Origin of the sequence: Parafrankia sp. EUN1f (assembly GCF_000177675.1) — a bacterium.
Classification (GTDB): Bacteria; Actinomycetota; Actinomycetes; order Frankiales; family Frankiaceae; genus Parafrankia.
This window is the reverse complement of record NZ_ADGX01000001.1, coordinates 66,950-83,884: the sequence shown is the minus strand read 5'-3', so window position 1 is coordinate 83,884 and position 16,935 is coordinate 66,950. Positions and strand designations below refer to the sequence as shown.

Genomic DNA, 16,935 nt, shown 5'->3' with positions numbered 1-16,935 from the left:
CGCGCCCATGGTCTTGAGGGGATGAGCCAGATGGCACCGAAGGACATCGGCGCGCTGCGCGGCGCGGACGAGACTCTCACCCACCAGATCGTCGACACGTTCGCCACGGTGTCCGAGTCCGACCTGGCCTGGACCGAGAAGATCTGGGGTTCGCTCGCCAGCGTCGACGGTTCGCTGCAGGTCGACTTCGGCCTGGGGAAGTACCAGAACCGTGGCATCATCGACGGTTTCGCCGGCGTCTCCCGGGGCCGCGAACAATGGACCGTCCGGGGTAGTCGCGAGTTGCGCACCGCGCCCGAGCTGATGGGCATCGGCCCGATCGAGTACGAGATCGTCGAGCCGCTGACCCAGGTGCGGTTCCGACTGGCGGAGAACGATATCCAGCCGATCTCCTTCGACCTGGTCCTGTCCGGGGTGACGCAGCCGTTCTTCGAGGATCGCAACCTCGTCCGCAACCGGCACACCGGCCGCGTCGACGTGAACATCGTCCGCTATCACCAGGGCGGCTGGGTCTCCGGCACGGTCACCGTCAACGGTGAGACATACGAGGTGCGCCCGGAGACGTGGTTCGGCTACCGGGATCATTCCTGGGGTGTGCGGCAGGCCGTCGGTGCGGCTCCCACCGATCTCGCGCCGCGCCGCTCCGCCACGCCGAAGCCGGGCGCCGCCCCGGTGAAGGGGCTCATGAAATGGGCGCCGGTGTTCCTTCGCCGCGCCGACGGAACCTACTACGAGACGGCCATCTTCATCGCCGGTGGAGCCTGGGGCTACACGTCGGCCTATGTGAACGAGGCGGACGGGCGGCAGAACGCGGTGCGCCACGCCGAGCCGCGCATGACCTACGACCCGCGCACCCGTTTCGTGAAGGGTGGCGAGCTGCACCTGACCATGGAGTCCGGTGAGCTGCGGGTCATCGAGGTCGAGGCGCTGGGGGACTCCGGCTTCTTCCTCAAGACCGGGCTCTACGGCGAGTGGAAGGGCCAGATTCACGGAAGCTGGAAGGGAAAGCTGCACCTGGACGGCGAGTACATCGCGGACTGCTGGTCGGACGAGTCGTTGCGCGAACTCGGCCAGTTCCGCGATACGCCTGTCCGGGTCCGGGAGGGAGACGCGGTGGGTTACGGAATCATGGAAAGCATCATCGGTGGCGAATGGCCGGAGCTCGGCCTCACCGCCGACTCGGACCACCAGGTGTCGTACTCATGACGACGACGGCCGAGACCGAGACCGAGGGCGACTCCGTGCGGCGCATCAACGTTCTGGACCCGGAGTTCTACGTTGATCCGTGGGATGCCTACCGGTGGTTAAGGGACCAGGCGCCGGTCTTCTGGGATCCAGCGCAGCGGCTGTGGGTGATCTCCCGCTTCGAAGATGTCGTCACCGTCGAGAAGGACGGGGCGCGCTATTCGTCCTTCGAAGGTTCCCGCCCCCACATCGACCTGCGCGAAGAACTATCCATGATCAATATGGATGACCCTGACCACCAGGCGCAGCGCAATCTCGTCGCCAGCCAGTTCACCCCGCGCGCGGTGCGCCGGCACGAGCAGCACGTCCGCGACGTCGTCACGGAGATCCTCGACGCGGTGACCCCGCTCGGGGAGTGTGAGGCGATCGAGGCGATCGCCTCACGCCTTCCCGCCATCATGATCAGTGATCTGCTCGGCTACCCGAGGAACCAGTGGGAGCGGGTCCGGCGCTGGTCCGAGCAGATCATGCTGCTCTCCGGCCAGACGTCACCGGACGGGCCACCGCACGTCACGCATCCGGAGATCCCCGGCCTCATCAAGGACTTCTACGAGGGCACCCTCGAGGTCGTCAAGGCCCGGCGCGCCGAGCCACGCGACGACCTCATCTCGCTGTGGGCGAACCGGCCCGACTGGAGCACCAAGAAGGTTCTCGACGAGATCCTCCTGGTGCTCGACGGCGGCGCGGAGACGACCCGCACCGTCATCGGCACGATGATCCGCGACCTCGCCCTGCACCCCGATCAGCGGGCCCTGCTGCTCGAGCGGCCCGAGCTGCTGGCGTCCAAGGCCATCGAGGAGTTCATCCGGTGGGTGTCGCCGGTGCTCAACATGCGGCGCACCGCGACGGAGGATCACGAGCTGCACGGCCAGCACATCCGCCGCGGCGACCAGCTCCTGCTGCTCTACCCGGCGGCGAACCGCGACCCGCGGGTTTTCGCCGACCCGGAGACCCTGGACGTCGCCCGGACCGCTCCCCGGCATGTGGCGTTCGGCTTCGGCACCCATGTCTGCCTGGGTGCTCATCTGGCCCGCCTCGAGCTGCGGGTGATGTTCGAGGAACTGCTGCGCCGGATGCCGGACTGGGAGCTCGTCGACCCGACCGAGCCGAAAATTCTCCCCGCCACCTTCGCTCGGGCGTACGACCGGATCCGCATCCGGTTCACCCCGAGCTGAACGACCGGCGGGGACGACAGGGAAAGACGACAAGGAAACAGGTGCACCATGCGGGACGACAACGGTCTCGAGCGATTATCCACATGGCTGCGGGACCAGCTGCCGGCAGCCACCGACCTCCGGATCGAAAACGCCGACCGGGTGATGTTCGGCTATTCGGCGGAGATCAGCGTGCTCACGCTCGCGTGGCGCGCCAGCGGCACCGACCACCGCCAGGAGGTCGTCCTCCGGCTCAGCCCGCGAAGCCCCGGGCTGCTCGAGCCGTACGACATGGAACGGCAGTTCACCATTCTGCGCGGGCTGGAGCACAGCGCCGTCCGCAGCCCGGCGGTGCTGTGGCTGGAGCCCTCCGGCTCCGTGCTGGGACGCCCGTTCTACGTGATGGAGCGGGTGCCCGGCGAGGTCTACGAGGACCGGATCCCCGCCGAGCTCGACGCGAGCCCCGCCACGATCCGCCGCATGTCGGAGGGGATCGTCGAGCAGATCGCCGCGATCCACCGGGTCGACCTGCAGGAGAGCGGCCTGGTCGCGCTCGGAGACGGCCGGACGTACCTGGACGACGAGCTCGGGCGCTGGGCGTCGGAGCTGCACCGGGTGCGCAAGGACCGGCTGCCCGCCCTGGAACGGCTGCTCGACGTTCTGCGGGAGCAGCAGCCCGCGCCCTCGGAGACGGTCACCCTCGTGCACGGCGACGTGAAACCGGGGAACTTCGCCTTCGCTGACGGCGAGGTGACCGGCGTGTTCGACTGGGAACTGGCCGCCCTCGGCGACCCGCTGGCGGACCTCGGCTACCTCGAACTGTTCTGGGCGACGCCGGTCTTCATCACCGGCCGTCCCGGGGCACTCACCTTCGACGAGGCCCTCGCGTACTACGAGAAACTCACGGGCCTTCCGGTCCGGCACCGGGAGTGGTACAAGGCGTTCCAGACCTTCAAGACCTGCGTGATCCTGCTCGTCGGAGCGATGCTGTTCGACAGCGGCGCCAGCGACGAGCTGCGTTTCGCGCAGATGGGCCTCGCCATTCCGCATTTCACCCGGGCCGCGCTGCACGACCTGGGCGTCGAGGAGGACCTCGAGACCGGCCCGGTTCTGGCCGGCCGCGAACGTTACCGCCAGGTCCGCGACCGCCTCGCCGTGAGGTCCTCCGCCTGAGTTCGATAGACGTCGCCGCGGCTGTCCGAGGTTGGTCGCGGCGACGGTGCTACCGGACCGTCACCCGGGCCCGATCGGTTCAGGCGCCCACCTGCCGCCTGAAAAGCGGAAGGTCGGCGGTTCGACCCCGCCCCTGCCCACCCCTTTGACCTGCGGAAATAGCACGATTTGTCGATCACTTCTTGATCGTTATATGGCAACGAGTGTGGCAACGGCGTCGCATGATCCCGGTGACGGCCTGTCTCGGACCCCGGTTGACCTGCGTAAACGGTGGAGTTGACCATCCGCTTTTCGGGTGGGAGGTCACGAGGCCTGTGGCCGTGGACGTTGCCACAAGATATGGGCCTTGTGTGGCAACAGGGCTTGGCCGGCCCGGTCGCGTCGGGCCCGTGACCTGCAACGGTGCTCAGGATCGGGAATGGTAGACCGTCCGCTTGTGCGGCGGATGGCCCGGGACACACCATCACCAACCTTTAGAGCTGGCAGGGCTCCGGCGTGTTCGCGGTCTGGCCGGTTTTGTCAGGGGAAGCCGCGGAGATCGAGTGCGGCGGTCGCCGGCCGAGGCGCGCGTTGCTCCCAGCCGCCAGACCCCGCGCGCCATCGCCGCCGGCTGCCTACCCGGGGGAGCCGTGCTGTCACGACGTGGTCACTCTCGCGGCTCGGTCGCCGCACCCCTGGCGGGCAGCGATCGCCGAAGCTGGCCGCGCGCTGCCGCCATGGGCGTCCCGGCCGTTGGACGGCGCAGCCCCGCTGGTCGTGTTCGACGCGGCCGAGCGCGACGCGCTGCGGTCACTGCCGGCGGCGCCGTTCAGCCCGGCGCGCTGGTCAATCCGTTCCGAGATCAGGCCGTGCAGCTCGGCCATCCCTACCGCTCCCGCGGGCAGCCCACGCCTACAGCCGACGGCTGCAGTTGTCGCACTGAGCGGCAAGCTCGCCGATGTGGATATCGACCTTGGCTTCCAATGCCGCGGCGGCATCGTCTGGGTGCCCTCACGGACGATCTCATCGATCAGCGACGGGCTTTGGGGCCGGACGATCCCGCGATGTGTTCTCCTCGGGATTAACGTGAGCATGGGCGTGCCTCGACGACAGGCGTGCCAAGATCGGCCTGACTGAGACCCTGAAGCTCGATCACCGGGCGGGTACACGCCCTCCCTGGCCGATCCGCAGGTCTCAGTCTTTGCTCAGGCGGCGAGGCACTGCGGTCGACTCGAGATACCGGCGCAGATCCGCGAGGAAGGCGGTGTAGATCCTGCGGAGACTGGCCTCGATCGTGGGAACATCAGCGATATCGTCGCACGCGTACGCGCCGTACCACTCGATGAAGGTCTTGCCGGAGTCCGTGACGGGCAGCACGCGAATCGTGCCCAGGTAGTGGCTCATGCCGAAGGGCGGCAGGTCGGGCAGCTCGTAGGTCATCTGACGGTTCATCGCATCGTACGAGACGAGACGCTCCCGGGTCGTGTGTCGATCATCGCCGACCGTCAACTTCCGGATGGAGCCGATCGTCGCCGCCTGGTCGCCGTCCTCAGGCTCGGAGGCGTGGACGATCTCGATCCATCTGTCGACGCGGTGGAAGTCTCCGAGGACAGTCCACACGTCATCGACGGGCTGGTCGAACACCGTACTCACGTAAACCTTCCGCACCGCAACCTCCATCGCCTCGATTTACATACTATTATGCATGCAAGATGCGTCGGTGGAAAGTGTGGCTTCAGATTGCCTCGCGTCGCCATCGCGCCCTGGGAGTGCCTTCGCTGCGGGGGTGTTACTCGGTCCGAGCATGTCCGCGTCAAGATCCATCCCGTCTGAGGTGAGGGCTCGGAGGCCTCGCCCAAGGATGTTCGGCTGGCGTCGAGCTGATCGCCTGCAACGCGTTGGCCCTCTCGCTCGCGGGGTGACAGTCCTCCGTGAGAATCGGCGTGCGCAGCGTACCTACGAGCGGACTTTGTGTCATGAGGTCTCCATGGCTCGGGAGGATGTCCCATGTCCAACACATTGACGCCGCGTCGTTGTGCATGCAAAATGGTAGACACACCATGGGATGGAGTGTGTCATGGGCAGTGTCCTGAAGAGCGAGTCGCGAGATGGAGTCCTGTTGCTCACCCTCGATCGGCCTGAGGCCCGCAACGCGGTGAACGCGGAGCTGCGGGCCGCGTTGTCGGCCGCGATGCGGGAGTTCGCTGCGGATGACCGGCATCGTGTGGTCATCGTGACAGGTGCGGGTGACAAGGCCTTCTGCGCGGGGGCGGACCTCAAGGAGCTGGCGGGGCGCGGCACCGGGCAGCCCCCACCGGACTACTTCGCCGAGTTCGGCCCCGACGACTTCATCGAGAAGCCGGTCATCACCGCGGTCAACGGTGCCGCCTACGCGGGCGGCTTCCGGCTCGCGCAGTTCGGCGACATCTGCCTCGCTGCGGAGTCCGCTTCGTTCGCGATCTCGGAGGCCAAGTGGAGCCGTGGCGCCCCGTGGGCCGCACCACTGACGCGCATGCTCCCGAGGCGCGTCCTCGCGGAGCTGCTGCTCACCGCCCAGCCGATCTCCGCCCGACGTGCGTACGAGGTCGGCCTGGTCAACGAGGTCCTGCCACAGGCTGAGCTGCTGCCCCGCGCGTGGGCGATTGCGGAGACGATCGCAAAGAACGCGCCGTTGTCGGTTCGGGCGTCCAAGTGGCTTATGCGGGTCGGAGCCGAGGCCGGGGTCTCCGCCACTGCGTCGATAGGCGCGGAGCTCTTCCGCCACGTCTACGACAGCGAGGACGCTCGCGAGGGGCCGCGTGCCTTCCGTGAGGGGCGCCGACCGGAATGGAAGGGCCGATGACGGCGACTGTCCGTATTGGCGGTGGGCTTGGCTACTGGGGCGATGACATCACGGCCCCTGGCAGGCTGGTCCGCGGCGGCCGTATCGACTATCTGGTGATGGACTTCCTGGCCGAGGTCACGATGTCCGTGCTCCGCAAGCAGCTGAAGCGCGATCCGAGCGCTGGGTACGCCTCGGATATCGTGCCCATTCTGCGTGACTGCCTCGGTGACGCCGTCGAACGCGGTATCACGATCATCTGTAACGCGGGCGGGATGAATCCGTCAGGATGTGCGCGGCGGGTGCTCGAGCTCGCTGAGGAGCTCGGTCTTGGGGACCGGGTCCGCATCGCGGCCGTCGCCGGCGACGACCTCATCTCCCGGATCGATGAGCTCCGCGCGCAGGGGGCCGACCTGCGGAACATCGAGACCGGTGAGCCGTTCTCCCTCATCGCCGATCGGCTGGCCAGTGCCAATGCGTACATCGGCGCGGAACCGGTCGTCGAGGCGCTGCGGCGTGGGGCCAACGTGGTGATCTGCGGCCGGGTCGCCGACCCGTCTCTGACCCTGGCGGCATTGCGACACTCCTTCGGCTGGAAGGCCGACCAGTGGGACCTCCTTGCGGCGGGCATCGTCGCCGGCCACCTGATTGAGTGTGGTGCCCACGTGACGGGTGGTAACCATCAGGCCGGCTGGGAGGACGTACCGGCGATGGAGGATGTCGGTTCCCCGATCGTGGAGGTGGACTCGCATGGGCGCATCGAGCTCGGCAAGACCCCCGGCAGCGGGGGCGTCGTGGATGTCACGACGACCATCGAGCAGCTTCTCTACGAGATCGGCGATCCGCGTGCCTATCTGACTCCGGATGTCAGCGCGGACTGGACGACCCTGCGAGTCCGGCAGCTCGACCGTGATCTGGTGGAGATTGACGGAGCGACTGGTCGGGCGGCCCCGACGACGCTCAAGGTCTCGGCGAGCTACGAGGACGGGTACTCGACGAGCGCGCTGTGGCTCTACTCCGCGCCGGGGGCGGTGGCGCGTGCCGAGCGGGCTAGGGAGGTGCTGGAGCGGCGCTTGGCCCGCCTGAAGCTGGACATCGAGGAGGTGCGCTGGGATCTGATCGGAACCGGCGCGGTCCATGAGCGCCGTAGCCCACCCGCCGGCGAGCTGATCGAGGTGGTGCTGCGCTTCGCCGCGCGTTCACACCACCGTGCCGACCTCCAACGCGCGGTGGTGGAGCTGAGCACCGTGTTCCACGGTCCGCCGGGCAAGACCACCCTCCTGCCCGGGCGGGGCCGGGTGTCCGGGGTGCTGAGCTACTGGCCGGCACTCGTCCCGGCCGAGTTCATCGAACCGACCGTCGAACTGATCGAGGCAGGTGGGTCACGGTGAGGGTCCCAGTCGGACGAATCGCGTATGCCCGTTCCGGGGACAAGGGCGGTACGGCGAACATCGGCGTCGCGGCGCGGCACGAGCGGTGGTTCGTCGCGTTGGAGCGGGAGCTCACGGCCGCGGTGGTGCAGGAGTATTTCTCAGATCGTGCCCGACAGACTGAGCGGTTCGAGCTGCCGAACCTTTACGCGTTGAATTTCCTGCTGCACGGGATTCTCGGCCGTGGTGGGACGAGCACGCTGCGACTGGACCCACAGGGCAAGGCACTCGCTGACGCCCTGTGCTTTCTCGAGATCGAGCTGACCGACACCGAGTTCGCGTTGCTGAACTCGGGCGCCGATGAGGAGGAGCACCGATGACGATCAGGTCCGAGCACCTGCCGCTCACCACTGTCGGGCACGACGAGATCCGGCAGGCCGTTCGAGCAATCAACGCCAAGTACCCGTTGGAGTACTGGAGTGAGAAGGAGCGGAAGAAAGAGTTTCCGGCCGAGTACTTCCAGGATTTCGTTGAGAGCGGCTTCACCACGATGACCGTTCCTGAGGAGTACGGCGGTGGCGGAGCCACCCTGAGTCAGGGCGCGGCCATGCTGGAGGAAGTCGGCGCGGGTGGCGGAGCGACCGCCGCGTGCAGCACAGTGCACTCGAGCCACATCGCGCTCAGCTCGATCATCAAGTACGGGAGCCCGGAGCTCAAGGAGAAGTACCTCGCCCGCATGGTGGCCGGTGAGCTCTCGGTCAGCTTCGGGGTGACCGAGCCTGACGCCGGCACGGACACGTCACGCATCAGCACCACCGCGGTGCGGGACGGCGACAAGTACATCGTCAACGGCCAGAAGGTCTGGAACTCACACGCGCAGCGTGCCGAGAAGTGCCTGCTGCTCTGCCGGACCTCCGCGCGGGCGTCGGACGGCACGGAGACCACCTCGGGCATGTCGATGCTGATGGCCGACCTGAAGGTTCCGCAGGTCACGATCAAGAGAATCGCCAAGCTGGGTCGGAACGCCGTCGACTCCAACGAGGTGTGGTTCGACGATCTCCCGGTCGATGTCTCCGACCTGGTCGGTGAGGAGGGGCAGGGCTTCCGGCAGATTCTGGCGAGTGTCAACGCGGAGCGGATCCTGCTGGCGGCCGAATGTGTCGGAATGGGGCGCTGGTGCCTCGAGCGTGGTGTGGAGTACGCAGGGCAGCGGGTGGTCTTCGGCCGTACGATCGGCAAGAACCAGTCGGTGCAGCACCCTCTCGCGGACTCCTATATCCAGCTCAGCGCGGCGGCTCTCGCCGTTCGTGCAGCGGCGGACGCCTATGATGCCGGCGCACCTGCCAAAGAGATCGGACGGTTGGCGAACACGGCGAAGTACCTTGCCTCGGAGGCCGCGTTCAAGACAGCCGACCACGTGATGCAGATCCACGGCGGATACTCATTCGCCACGGAGTATCACATCGGCCGGCACTGGATTGAGCTGCGTCCGCACCGCATCGCGCCCGTCAACAACCAGATGGTGCTCAACTTCATCTCTGAGAAGGTGCTCGGGCTCGAGCGGAGCTACTGAGCGTCTCACACGCGCTACCCGGCCCATGACACGCTGCCCGGGCGCACTCTGAGTGCGCCCGGGCAGCTGTGTCATGACCCGAGATGTGCCGCTATCTCGCCACCGGTCTGCTCGATGGCGGTCTGACGAAGCTCCTTCCGGAGGAGCTTGCCCATCGGCGTCGTCGGCCACTCGGTTGGCGCGATGGGCAGGAAACGCTTCGGAATCTTGTAGCCGGCGATCCTGCCGCGACACGCCCGGCGAAGGGCTGCCGGGTCGAACGCCGCGCCCGGGCGGAGTTCGACGAAGGCCACCACGGCCTCCCCCCACCGGGTATCCGGTATGCCCACCACGGCAGCCGCGACGACATCGGAAATTTCGCGGACCAGAAAGCTCTCCACCTCGGTCTCGGAGACGTTCTCCCCGCCAGTCTTGATCATCGACGAGTAGCGCCCACGGTAGTAGAGGCGGCCGTTCTCGTCCAACCAGCCGTAATCGCCGGTGTGGAAGAAGCCCTCGTCGTCGAAGGACTCCCGGGTCAGGTCGGGAGCGCCGTAGTAGCGGGAGAACAGGTTCCAGCCGGTGAAGCAGATCTCGCCGGGTGTGCCTGCTGGCAGCGGCGCGCCCGAGGCCGGATCACAGATGCGGACGGTGACTCCCGGCAGGGGACGGCCGTTGCTCATCCGGCCCTTCTCGGACCCGAGCCGGGGTTCGGTCAGCGTGACCATGTTCGCGGCCTCACTCATCGCGTACATCATGACGACCGTCGCGCCTTCGGCCTCGAGCCTGTCGTACATCGTCAGCCCGGGGGCGCAACCGACCTTGCTGGGTCGGTGCCAACCCTTCCGCTCGAGATCGTCCCACAGCCGGCCGAGGACCAGGTCGAAGCCGGTGGTCGCGGTGAGCCCCCGCTCGTGAACGGCCTGCGCCATCGCCTCTGGTTGGAAGCCGTCGAAGATGTGCATGCTGGTGCCGTAGAGGCAGGTTCCCAGGAGCTGGACCAGACCGCCGGCGTGGAAGTACTGCCCCAGGCCGAGGAAGCGGTCGTCCGGGCCGAGCCCCAGCCGCTCCATGAAGTAGTGGGCGGAGCCAAGGAGACCCTCCTGCCGGATCACGACGCCTTTGGGGCGAGCGGTCGAGCCGGAGGTGAAGAGGATGACGGCATCCTGGTTGCGCACCGGGTCCGGTGCGCGCCCCGCCTCGGACCGGAGCCACGACTGTAGGCTCCACTCGTGCGGGGATGCGTCCGGGTCATCGGAAATCACGGCTTGCAGCAGCGGGAACGGCGAGCTGTCAGCTGGGCCGTACGCGGGTAACCCCAGGGCTGCCATCCGATGATCGACGGGCTTGCCTGCCACGTGGGTGCTGGTCACGAGGAACTGGGCCTCTGTCGAGGTGAGCGCGTACGCCAGCTCCTCTGACTCCCAGGCCGTGTTCAGCGTGATCACCACCGCGCCGAGCTGCCACAACGCGTGCAGCAGGACCACGTGCTCCCACGAGCGGCGGAGATGAACCGCGACGTGTGTGGCGTTCGCGATGCCGCGCTTGGACAGGGCCACCGCCAGTCGGTCGCGCGCCGCCGAAAGCTCGCGGAAGGTCAGAACCGTGTCCCCGTCGACGAGTGCCTCGTGATCGGGCCATCGGCTGACCGCGTGCGCCAAGGCGTCGTGGACAGTCTTTCCCTGCCACGGGTTGCCGCCGAGGGCGGCTGGCACGGCGGGCGTTTTGGTCTCCGTCATGGGCTCTCCTGCTCTGACGCCTGCGGCGCTCGCCGCGACGCCCTTGTCATTACCGTGATGTCATGCAAAATAGTAGGCGGATCTGGCCGCATCCGTCGACGAAAGGCAGTCGCCATGACACCGGGGATCACAGGGGGAGGTCGATGAGCCTTGTCCTCGAGGAGATGCACGGGCCGGTGCTGGTGCTGACCCTGAACAGACCGGACAGGCTCAACGCCGTCGTTCCCGAGCTGTTCGACGCCCTGTCGGACGCTCTGGCGACGGCGCCAGGACGGGCCGGGGCGGTTGTTCTGACCGGTGCCGGCCGCGGCTTCTGCGCCGGCGGCGACATCCGCGCGCCGAAGTCTGACTACTCCCCGTCCTCACGTCGGATGCGCCGCTTCTACCACCCGGTGATCCTGCAGCTCGACGCCCTGGACATCCCCTTCGTCGCGGCGGTGAACGGGCCTGCGCTTGGTGCGGGCCTGTCCCTGGCGGCCGCGGCCGACCTCCGGGTGGCCTCGGAGAACGCGTTGTTCTCGGCCGGGTTCGCGGAGGTCGGCCTCTCGCCGGACAACGGCGCGACGCATCATCTGGTGCGCGTGCTGGGTTACACACGAGCCTTCGAGCTCCTCCTCGGCAATGCGCGGCTGGATGCCGAGCGGGCTCACGAGTGGGGCCTGGTCAACGAGGTTGTGCCGGCTGCCGAGCTCGTGGCACACACCGTGGCCCTCGCGACCCGCCTCGCGACCCTGCCCGGGGTGAGCGGGCCGGTGACCAAGGGGCTGTTGAAGGACTCCCACCGCCGCCATCTCGTCGAGCAGCTCGAGCTGGAGGCCCAGGCGTTCGACACGACGTCCGAGCACCCCGGGAGGGCTGCTGCCCGTGCGGCGATGGCCGATCGGATCACCTCCCGGTGACGGGCGACGCGAGGTTCACGAGGGATATCTCATGAAGCTTGGATTCTTCGGGGCGAACGTCGGGGGGATGGTGTCCCGGCAGGCGGGCGAGGTGGCCGCTCATGCGGAGGGACTTGGCTACCAGTCGCTGTGGGTGGGGGAGCATCTCGTGCTGCCGAGCCCCCGCCAGCCCAAGCCTCCGCTCGACCCCGACTGGCCCATGGCCGATCCTCTGGTGACGCTCGGCTACCTCGCCGCGCACACCGAGCGGATCCAGCTGTGCACAGGGATCGTGGCGGCGACACTGCGGCAACCGGTCCAGCTCGCCAAAGAAGCGGCGACTGTCGACGTCCTCTCCGACGGCCGCCTGGTCCTGGGCGTGGGGGTCGGCTACCTCGACCTGGAGTACCAGGCCATGGGCGTTCCCGCGGATCGCCGCCGGGCCCGGTTCCGGGAGCACCTCCACGCTCTGCAGGCACTATGGACGATGAAGGAACCCGTCTTCCATGGGGACTTCGTCTGGTTCGACGGCATCGACGCCCATCCGCGTCCGGTCCGCCCCGAGGGGCCGCCGCTCGTCCTCGGCGGCAAAGCCACGGTCGCACTGCAAGACGCGGCCGAGTTCGGCTCGGGCTGGTACGGGTTCGGCCACACCCCGGACGAGGCCGCACGGGCCCGCGCGGTGATCTTCCAGCACGCGGAGAAGATCGGACGAGACCTGGCGGGCTTCGAGATCACGCTGACGCCGCGCGCACGGCTATCCCTAGAACTGATCGACCAGTACCGCGCGGCAGGCGTGACTCAGCTGGTCGTCAGCATCGAGGCGGACACCTTGGACGGCGTCCGGCGCCGCCTCGACTACAACGCCCCAGGCCAGCTCGGGCTGCTGTGATCGCAGACGGTCAGATCACCTGCCAGTGACCCTAGACACATGTCGACTATTTTGCATAAAATTTGCGCGTTGGGAGGCGGCGCGTGCAGCGACTTGACGATCTAGCGGCGACGGTCACGGTGCGACCAAAGAACATCACGTTCAGCATCGAACCCGGGCAGAGTGTCTACGATGCCGCAGTCCAGAACGGTATCCGATGGCCCACCAGCTGCGAGGGCCTCGGAACCTGTCACTTGTGTTTCATGTCGGTGATCGAGGGGGCCGACCGGATCAATGCGGTGGAGCCGTTCGAGGCTGACGGCTTGGCCGAGGTCGTCGACACATCTCGGGAAGGCACCTTGCGGCTCGCCTGCCAGGTGCGCCCGGAGGGCGACATCATCGTGATGAAGCGCGGGGTACGGAAGGTGCCTGGACGACCTCACCCCAACTCCGGTCCAGCGGCACGGCGGCAGAGCGATCCAACGTCAGGAGCAAAGGATGAGTAAGAAGCTGGTCCAGCGTGGCACGAACATGATCTTCACTCTCCTGCTTGACGGAAATGTCTTTGTCGAAGATCCGGCGACCGGGCAGAGCGGTGTCTTCACCCGGGACGGCCTGCCGGTCTCCGGAGAGCTGAAGTACGCGGACCAGGTGATGCTCGATTACGTGGCGGGTGCGTACACCGATGCGGAGAAGTAGGCACTTAGCCGAGAGGAATGGCGACGGCATGACGCAGGTTTCGGAGCCGACGTCCGATCACGACGACGTCGAGGCCCTGATCGAGGCGAGGACCTCCGGTCGAGCCGGCAAGACATACCAACAGGTCATCCGCGAAGACGGGGACGAGGTCCCAGACTTCATGCGGCCGTCCTGGCAAGACCTCGGCGACGACGACATCCCGATCGACCGATACACGTCGCGGGAGTTCCTCGAGCTCGAGGTCGAGCACGTGTGGCGCAAGGTCTGGCAGATGGCGTGCCGCGAGGAGGAGATCCCCGAACCCGGCGACCACATCGTCTACGAGATCATCAACGACTCGTTCATCATAGCCCGCACCCCGGACGGCTCCATCAAGGCGCTTCAGAACGCCTGCCTGCACCGGGGCCGCCGCCTCCGGGCGACTGACGGCCGGGTGCCCGAGTTCCGCTGCCCGTTCCACGGATGGGCCTGGAACCTGGACGGCGATATGAAGCGCCTGCCCTGCGTGGAGTGGGACTTCAAGCACGTCGACCCGGAGAAGTTCTCTCTCCCCGAGGTCAAGGTCGGCACCTGGGGCGGCTTCGTCTTCATCAACATGGATCCGGACTGTGAGCCGCTTGAGGAGTTCCTGGCTCCGATCCCGGAACATTTCAAGCACACCGGCTATGAGAACCGATTCAAGTCCGCCCATGTCGCCCAGGTCATCTCGGCCAACTGGAAGGTCGCCCTCGAGGCATTCATTGAGGCCTACCACCTGCCTCAGACCCACCCCCAGACCGCGCCGAGCATCCAGGACTTCATGAGTCAGGTGGACCTGTTCGGCAAGAACGTCAACCGGGTCCTTTCGGCACGCGGAGTCAGCAGCAGCACGCTCGGTGAGCTCGAGGAAGAGGACATCTACGAGAGCTATCTCGAGGCGCGTACGTTCTACGAGGAGCGCCTCGGGACCAATTCCCGCGATGTCCCCCGCGACGTGCTCGAGGGCCTCCCTGAGGGTCAGACCGCTCGGCAGCGGATCGTCGAGACGATCCGTACCGAGCTCGCGCCGCGTCTGGGTCTCGACCTGGGTTCAACGCCGGCCTACCAGCTGATGGACGCGATCCAGTACTTCGTCTTCCCCAACTTCTTCCCGTGGGATTCCGGGCTGACGAACATCTACTACCGCTTCCGGCCCAACGGCGAGGATCCCGATTCCTGCATTCTGGAGATCTTCTACCTATCGCCCATCCCCGAAGGCGCACCGCGCCCGAAGCCGGCCAAAATCCACTGGCTGGAGCGCGATGGCGACTGGCTCGAGGCCCCGGAGCTGGGCAGCCTCAGCGCAGTTGTCAACCAGGATCGGATCAACATGCCGCAGATCCAGCGGGGCCTGAAGGCCTTGAAGCGCACCAAGCCCGGGATCACGCTCGCCTCCTACCAGGAGAGCCGGATCCGGCACTTCCACGCCCGGCTGACCGACTACATCAACGGCAAGATCTGATCGGCGTCCGGACCCGGAATCTCGCGGCGTACGTCGAACGCTACCTTTCGCAGAATTTCGTGAGCCGGTAGCCGAGTACATGAACGAGACGGATGTTCTGTCTCCTGGCGCTGGCCTAGTTCTGGCGTGGTGTTGTGCGATATCCTCACGGCAAAGATGCCGCGATGATATCGCGCGCACCTCGACAAGAGTCGGGGTGCGCGCACCGCGGCAGACGCCAGATCCTTCGCATGGACCTAGAAAGTCGACCAGAGATCGTGCGGGGCCTGACCCTACTAAGAAATAAGTATTTGGGCTGAGGGGCTGGACGCATTCGAAGCTTCTGCCTAAAATTCATGCAATTTGGAAACGGCTGGATGGCGAAATGCGCCGGATATTCCACCGCGCGACTCGCAGACGTCGGCACCGACGTACACCTTTCACTAGGTCCGGCTAACCCACGGAAGGCATGTGATGAGCGACATCGGAGATCAGGAGCCCGGACCCAACGACATAGATGTTGTCGTCGTGGGATCAGGCATGGCGGGTATGGCGGCGGCTCTGGAAGCGGCCGCTGCCGGTGCGAGTGTCCTGCTGGTCGAAGGCGCGCCGATCCTCGGTGGCTCCAGCCGGCTGTCCAACGGGATCATGATGGCAGCGGGCACAAGCTTGCAGCGCGCTAGCGGCCTCGAGGACAGCCCAGACGAACTCTTCCAGGACTACCTGCTGGCCAACCAGTGGAACGTGGTCCCCTCGCTGGTACGGAGGCTGGTGGACGAACTGCCGGACACCTTCGAGTGGATCCAGGACCTCGGCGTGCTGTTCGCGCCGGATCTTATCCCAGCCGGCGAGGAGCGGGTGCCGCGGGGACATGCCGTCGTCGGTCAGGGACAGGGCATCGTCGACGTCCTGTCCCGGCACGTGACCAGAAACCCGAACATCGACATCGCGCTCGGGCAGCGCGTCGACCGGCTGCTCGTGGAGGACGGCACGGTGGTCGGCGTCGCCTCGGGGGACGACGTCATCCGGGCCGGAGCGGTGGTGCTCGCGACCGGCGGCTTCGGCGGCAACCCGGAGCTATGGGATCGGTACCTGCCGCTCGCAGCAGCCAACGACGCGGCGTGGTATATCGCCGGCGAGGTTCCTGACGCCGGCGACATCTTCAAGCTCGTCGAGCCGGTCAATGCCTACATAGATGGCGTTGACCGGGGCGGCTGGGTGCTGTGCGCCGACTTCAACCGCGATCCCCAGGCCTACCTGCCCGGCTGGCTCGTGCTGGTGAACCGAAGTGGCCGACGGTTCATGGACGAGATGGCCCCCTACAGCGTCGTCGACCCGATCGTGCGGGGGCAGGGGAACCGGGTGTTCGCCGTCTTCGATCACGCTGCCAAGACCAGCGCCACTGCTGACAGCATCAAGGCCGCGACAAAGGTCAACCTGGAAGGCGTGGTGCGGTCGCATTGGCTCGAAGAGGTTCTCGACGAGCAGATCGAGGCCGGCAAGGTGAAAGTGGGGGCGACTCTCGAGGATCTGGCCGAGAAGCTCGGCATTGAGCCGGAAAACCTTACCGGCACGATCGAGCGCTACAACGACGACACGCGACGAGGGCATGACTCACTGTTCCTGAAGGATGGTGCCCACATGGTGCCCGTCGCGCAGGCGCCCTTCTACGGCTGCGAGTTGCGGCTGTCGCTGATCGCCCTGACAGCCTGCGGTCCCGCCATTGATCCTGATGCGCGAGTGCTCGACAACGGTCAGGCTCACGTTCGCGGCCTCTTCGCGGCCGGTGAGTGCACAGGCGGCACCATCGGGAGCCTATACCTGGGTAGCGGGAACTCGATCGCCAACTGCCTGGTGTATGGCCGCATCGCCGGTCGCAACGCAGCCGGGCTCGCCCGCGGTGCGGCCGATGCGACGGCAGCGAGTACCGACTCGGATGCGGCCCAGGCCCCTGTCCCTGCCTGACTCCAGGGGTCCCGCCGAAGCCTTTCCCCC

The 16,935-nt window shown here is 66.8% G+C and carries 16 protein-coding genes and 1 tRNA gene; 14 read left to right on the top strand and 3 right to left on the bottom strand.

Annotation, left to right across the window (positions count from 1 at the left end):
- Positions 1-30 precede the first annotated feature (30 nt).
- The 4 genes from FREUN1FDRAFT_RS00380 (at position 31) to FREUN1FDRAFT_RS43300 (ending at position 3,712) form a co-directional block, all read left to right on the top strand.
- A complete protein-coding gene (locus tag FREUN1FDRAFT_RS00380) occupies positions 31-1,206 on the top strand; it encodes a hypothetical protein (RefSeq protein ID WP_006537921.1) in 1,176 nt (391 codons plus the stop codon).
- Positions 1,203-2,420 (top strand): cytochrome P450, encoded by a 1,218-nt coding sequence (locus tag FREUN1FDRAFT_RS00375; RefSeq protein ID WP_006537920.1) that lies wholly within the window; start codon positions 1,203-1,205, stop codon positions 2,418-2,420. Before FREUN1FDRAFT_RS00380 ends, FREUN1FDRAFT_RS00375 begins: the two co-directional genes overlap by 4 nt.
- 48 nt (positions 2,421-2,468) lie before the next feature.
- Positions 2,469-3,572, top strand: a complete 1,104-nt coding sequence (locus FREUN1FDRAFT_RS00370; RefSeq protein ID WP_006537919.1) for a phosphotransferase family protein — start codon at positions 2,469-2,471, stop codon at positions 3,570-3,572.
- A gap of 67 nt (positions 3,573-3,639) precedes the next feature.
- Positions 3,640-3,712: transfer RNA gene (locus FREUN1FDRAFT_RS43300), tRNA-Phe, on the top strand.
- Between the two features lie 495 nt (positions 3,713-4,207).
- On the opposite strand, the gene FREUN1FDRAFT_RS00365 is transcribed toward FREUN1FDRAFT_RS43300, so the two are convergent.
- Both FREUN1FDRAFT_RS00365 and FREUN1FDRAFT_RS00360 read right to left on the bottom strand, forming a co-directional pair.
- Entirely contained in the window at positions 4,208-4,435 is a 228-nt protein-coding gene (locus FREUN1FDRAFT_RS00365; RefSeq protein ID WP_006537918.1) for a hypothetical protein, read from the bottom strand.
- Between the two features lie 310 nt (positions 4,436-4,745).
- Positions 4,746-5,219, bottom strand: a complete 474-nt coding sequence (locus tag FREUN1FDRAFT_RS00360) for an SRPBCC family protein (protein WP_006537917.1) — start codon at positions 5,217-5,219, stop codon at positions 4,746-4,748.
- Between the two features lie 409 nt (positions 5,220-5,628).
- On the opposite strand from FREUN1FDRAFT_RS00360, the gene FREUN1FDRAFT_RS00355 reads away from it, so the two are divergent.
- The 4 genes from FREUN1FDRAFT_RS00355 to FREUN1FDRAFT_RS00340 are packed head-to-tail and all read left to right on the top strand — an operon-like array spanning position 5,629 to position 9,315.
- Positions 5,629-6,393: an enoyl-CoA hydratase/isomerase family protein gene (locus tag FREUN1FDRAFT_RS00355; RefSeq protein ID WP_006537916.1), complete on the top strand. Its 765-nt coding sequence runs from the start codon at positions 5,629-5,631 to the stop codon at positions 6,391-6,393.
- Positions 6,390-7,763 carry an acyclic terpene utilization AtuA family protein gene (locus FREUN1FDRAFT_RS00350; RefSeq protein ID WP_006537915.1) on the top strand — a complete coding sequence of 458 codons (1,374 nt, stop codon included), beginning with the start codon at positions 6,390-6,392 and terminating at the stop codon, positions 7,761-7,763. The genes FREUN1FDRAFT_RS00355 and FREUN1FDRAFT_RS00350 overlap by 4 nt, the downstream gene beginning before the upstream one ends.
- The gene (locus FREUN1FDRAFT_RS00345) at positions 7,760-8,122 is read left to right on the top strand and encodes a hypothetical protein (protein ID WP_006537914.1); all 363 of its coding nucleotides are present in this window, start codon (positions 7,760-7,762) and stop codon (positions 8,120-8,122) included. Before FREUN1FDRAFT_RS00350 ends, FREUN1FDRAFT_RS00345 begins: the two co-directional genes overlap by 4 nt.
- Positions 8,119-9,315, top strand: a complete 1,197-nt coding sequence (locus tag FREUN1FDRAFT_RS00340) for an acyl-CoA dehydrogenase family protein (protein ID WP_006537913.1) — start codon at positions 8,119-8,121, stop codon at positions 9,313-9,315. Before FREUN1FDRAFT_RS00345 ends, FREUN1FDRAFT_RS00340 begins: the two co-directional genes overlap by 4 nt.
- Positions 9,316-9,386: 71 nt before the next feature.
- Here the strand turns inward: FREUN1FDRAFT_RS00340 and FREUN1FDRAFT_RS00335 are convergent, their stop codons facing one another.
- A complete protein-coding gene (locus FREUN1FDRAFT_RS00335; protein ID WP_006537912.1) occupies positions 9,387-11,033 on the bottom strand; it encodes a class I adenylate-forming enzyme family protein in 1,647 nt (548 codons plus the stop codon).
- Positions 11,034-11,176: 143 nt separating this feature from the next.
- Between FREUN1FDRAFT_RS00335 and FREUN1FDRAFT_RS00330 the strand changes: the two genes are divergently transcribed.
- The 6 genes from FREUN1FDRAFT_RS00330 (at position 11,177) to FREUN1FDRAFT_RS00305 (ending at position 16,905) form a co-directional block, all read left to right on the top strand.
- A complete protein-coding gene (locus FREUN1FDRAFT_RS00330; RefSeq protein ID WP_006537911.1) occupies positions 11,177-11,932 on the top strand; it encodes an enoyl-CoA hydratase/isomerase family protein in 756 nt (251 codons plus the stop codon).
- Positions 11,933-11,963: 31 nt separating this feature from the next.
- Entirely contained in the window at positions 11,964-12,803 is an 840-nt protein-coding gene (locus FREUN1FDRAFT_RS00325) for a TIGR03619 family F420-dependent LLM class oxidoreductase (RefSeq protein WP_006537910.1), read from the top strand.
- An 83-nt stretch (positions 12,804-12,886) separates the two neighbouring features.
- Positions 12,887-13,288, top strand: a complete 402-nt coding sequence (locus FREUN1FDRAFT_RS00320; protein WP_006537909.1) for a 2Fe-2S iron-sulfur cluster-binding protein — start codon at positions 12,887-12,889, stop codon at positions 13,286-13,288.
- Entirely contained in the window at positions 13,281-13,481 is a 201-nt protein-coding gene (locus tag FREUN1FDRAFT_RS00315; protein WP_006537908.1) for a hypothetical protein, read from the top strand. Before FREUN1FDRAFT_RS00320 ends, FREUN1FDRAFT_RS00315 begins: the two co-directional genes overlap by 8 nt.
- Positions 13,482-13,509: 28 nt before the next feature.
- Positions 13,510-14,961, top strand: a complete 1,452-nt coding sequence (locus FREUN1FDRAFT_RS00310) for an SRPBCC family protein (RefSeq protein ID WP_006537907.1) — start codon at positions 13,510-13,512, stop codon at positions 14,959-14,961.
- A gap of 453 nt (positions 14,962-15,414) precedes the next feature.
- Positions 15,415-16,905 carry an FAD-dependent oxidoreductase gene (locus FREUN1FDRAFT_RS00305; protein WP_006537906.1) on the top strand — a complete coding sequence of 497 codons (1,491 nt, stop codon included), beginning with the start codon at positions 15,415-15,417 and terminating at the stop codon, positions 16,903-16,905.
- Positions 16,906-16,935 lie beyond the last annotated feature (30 nt).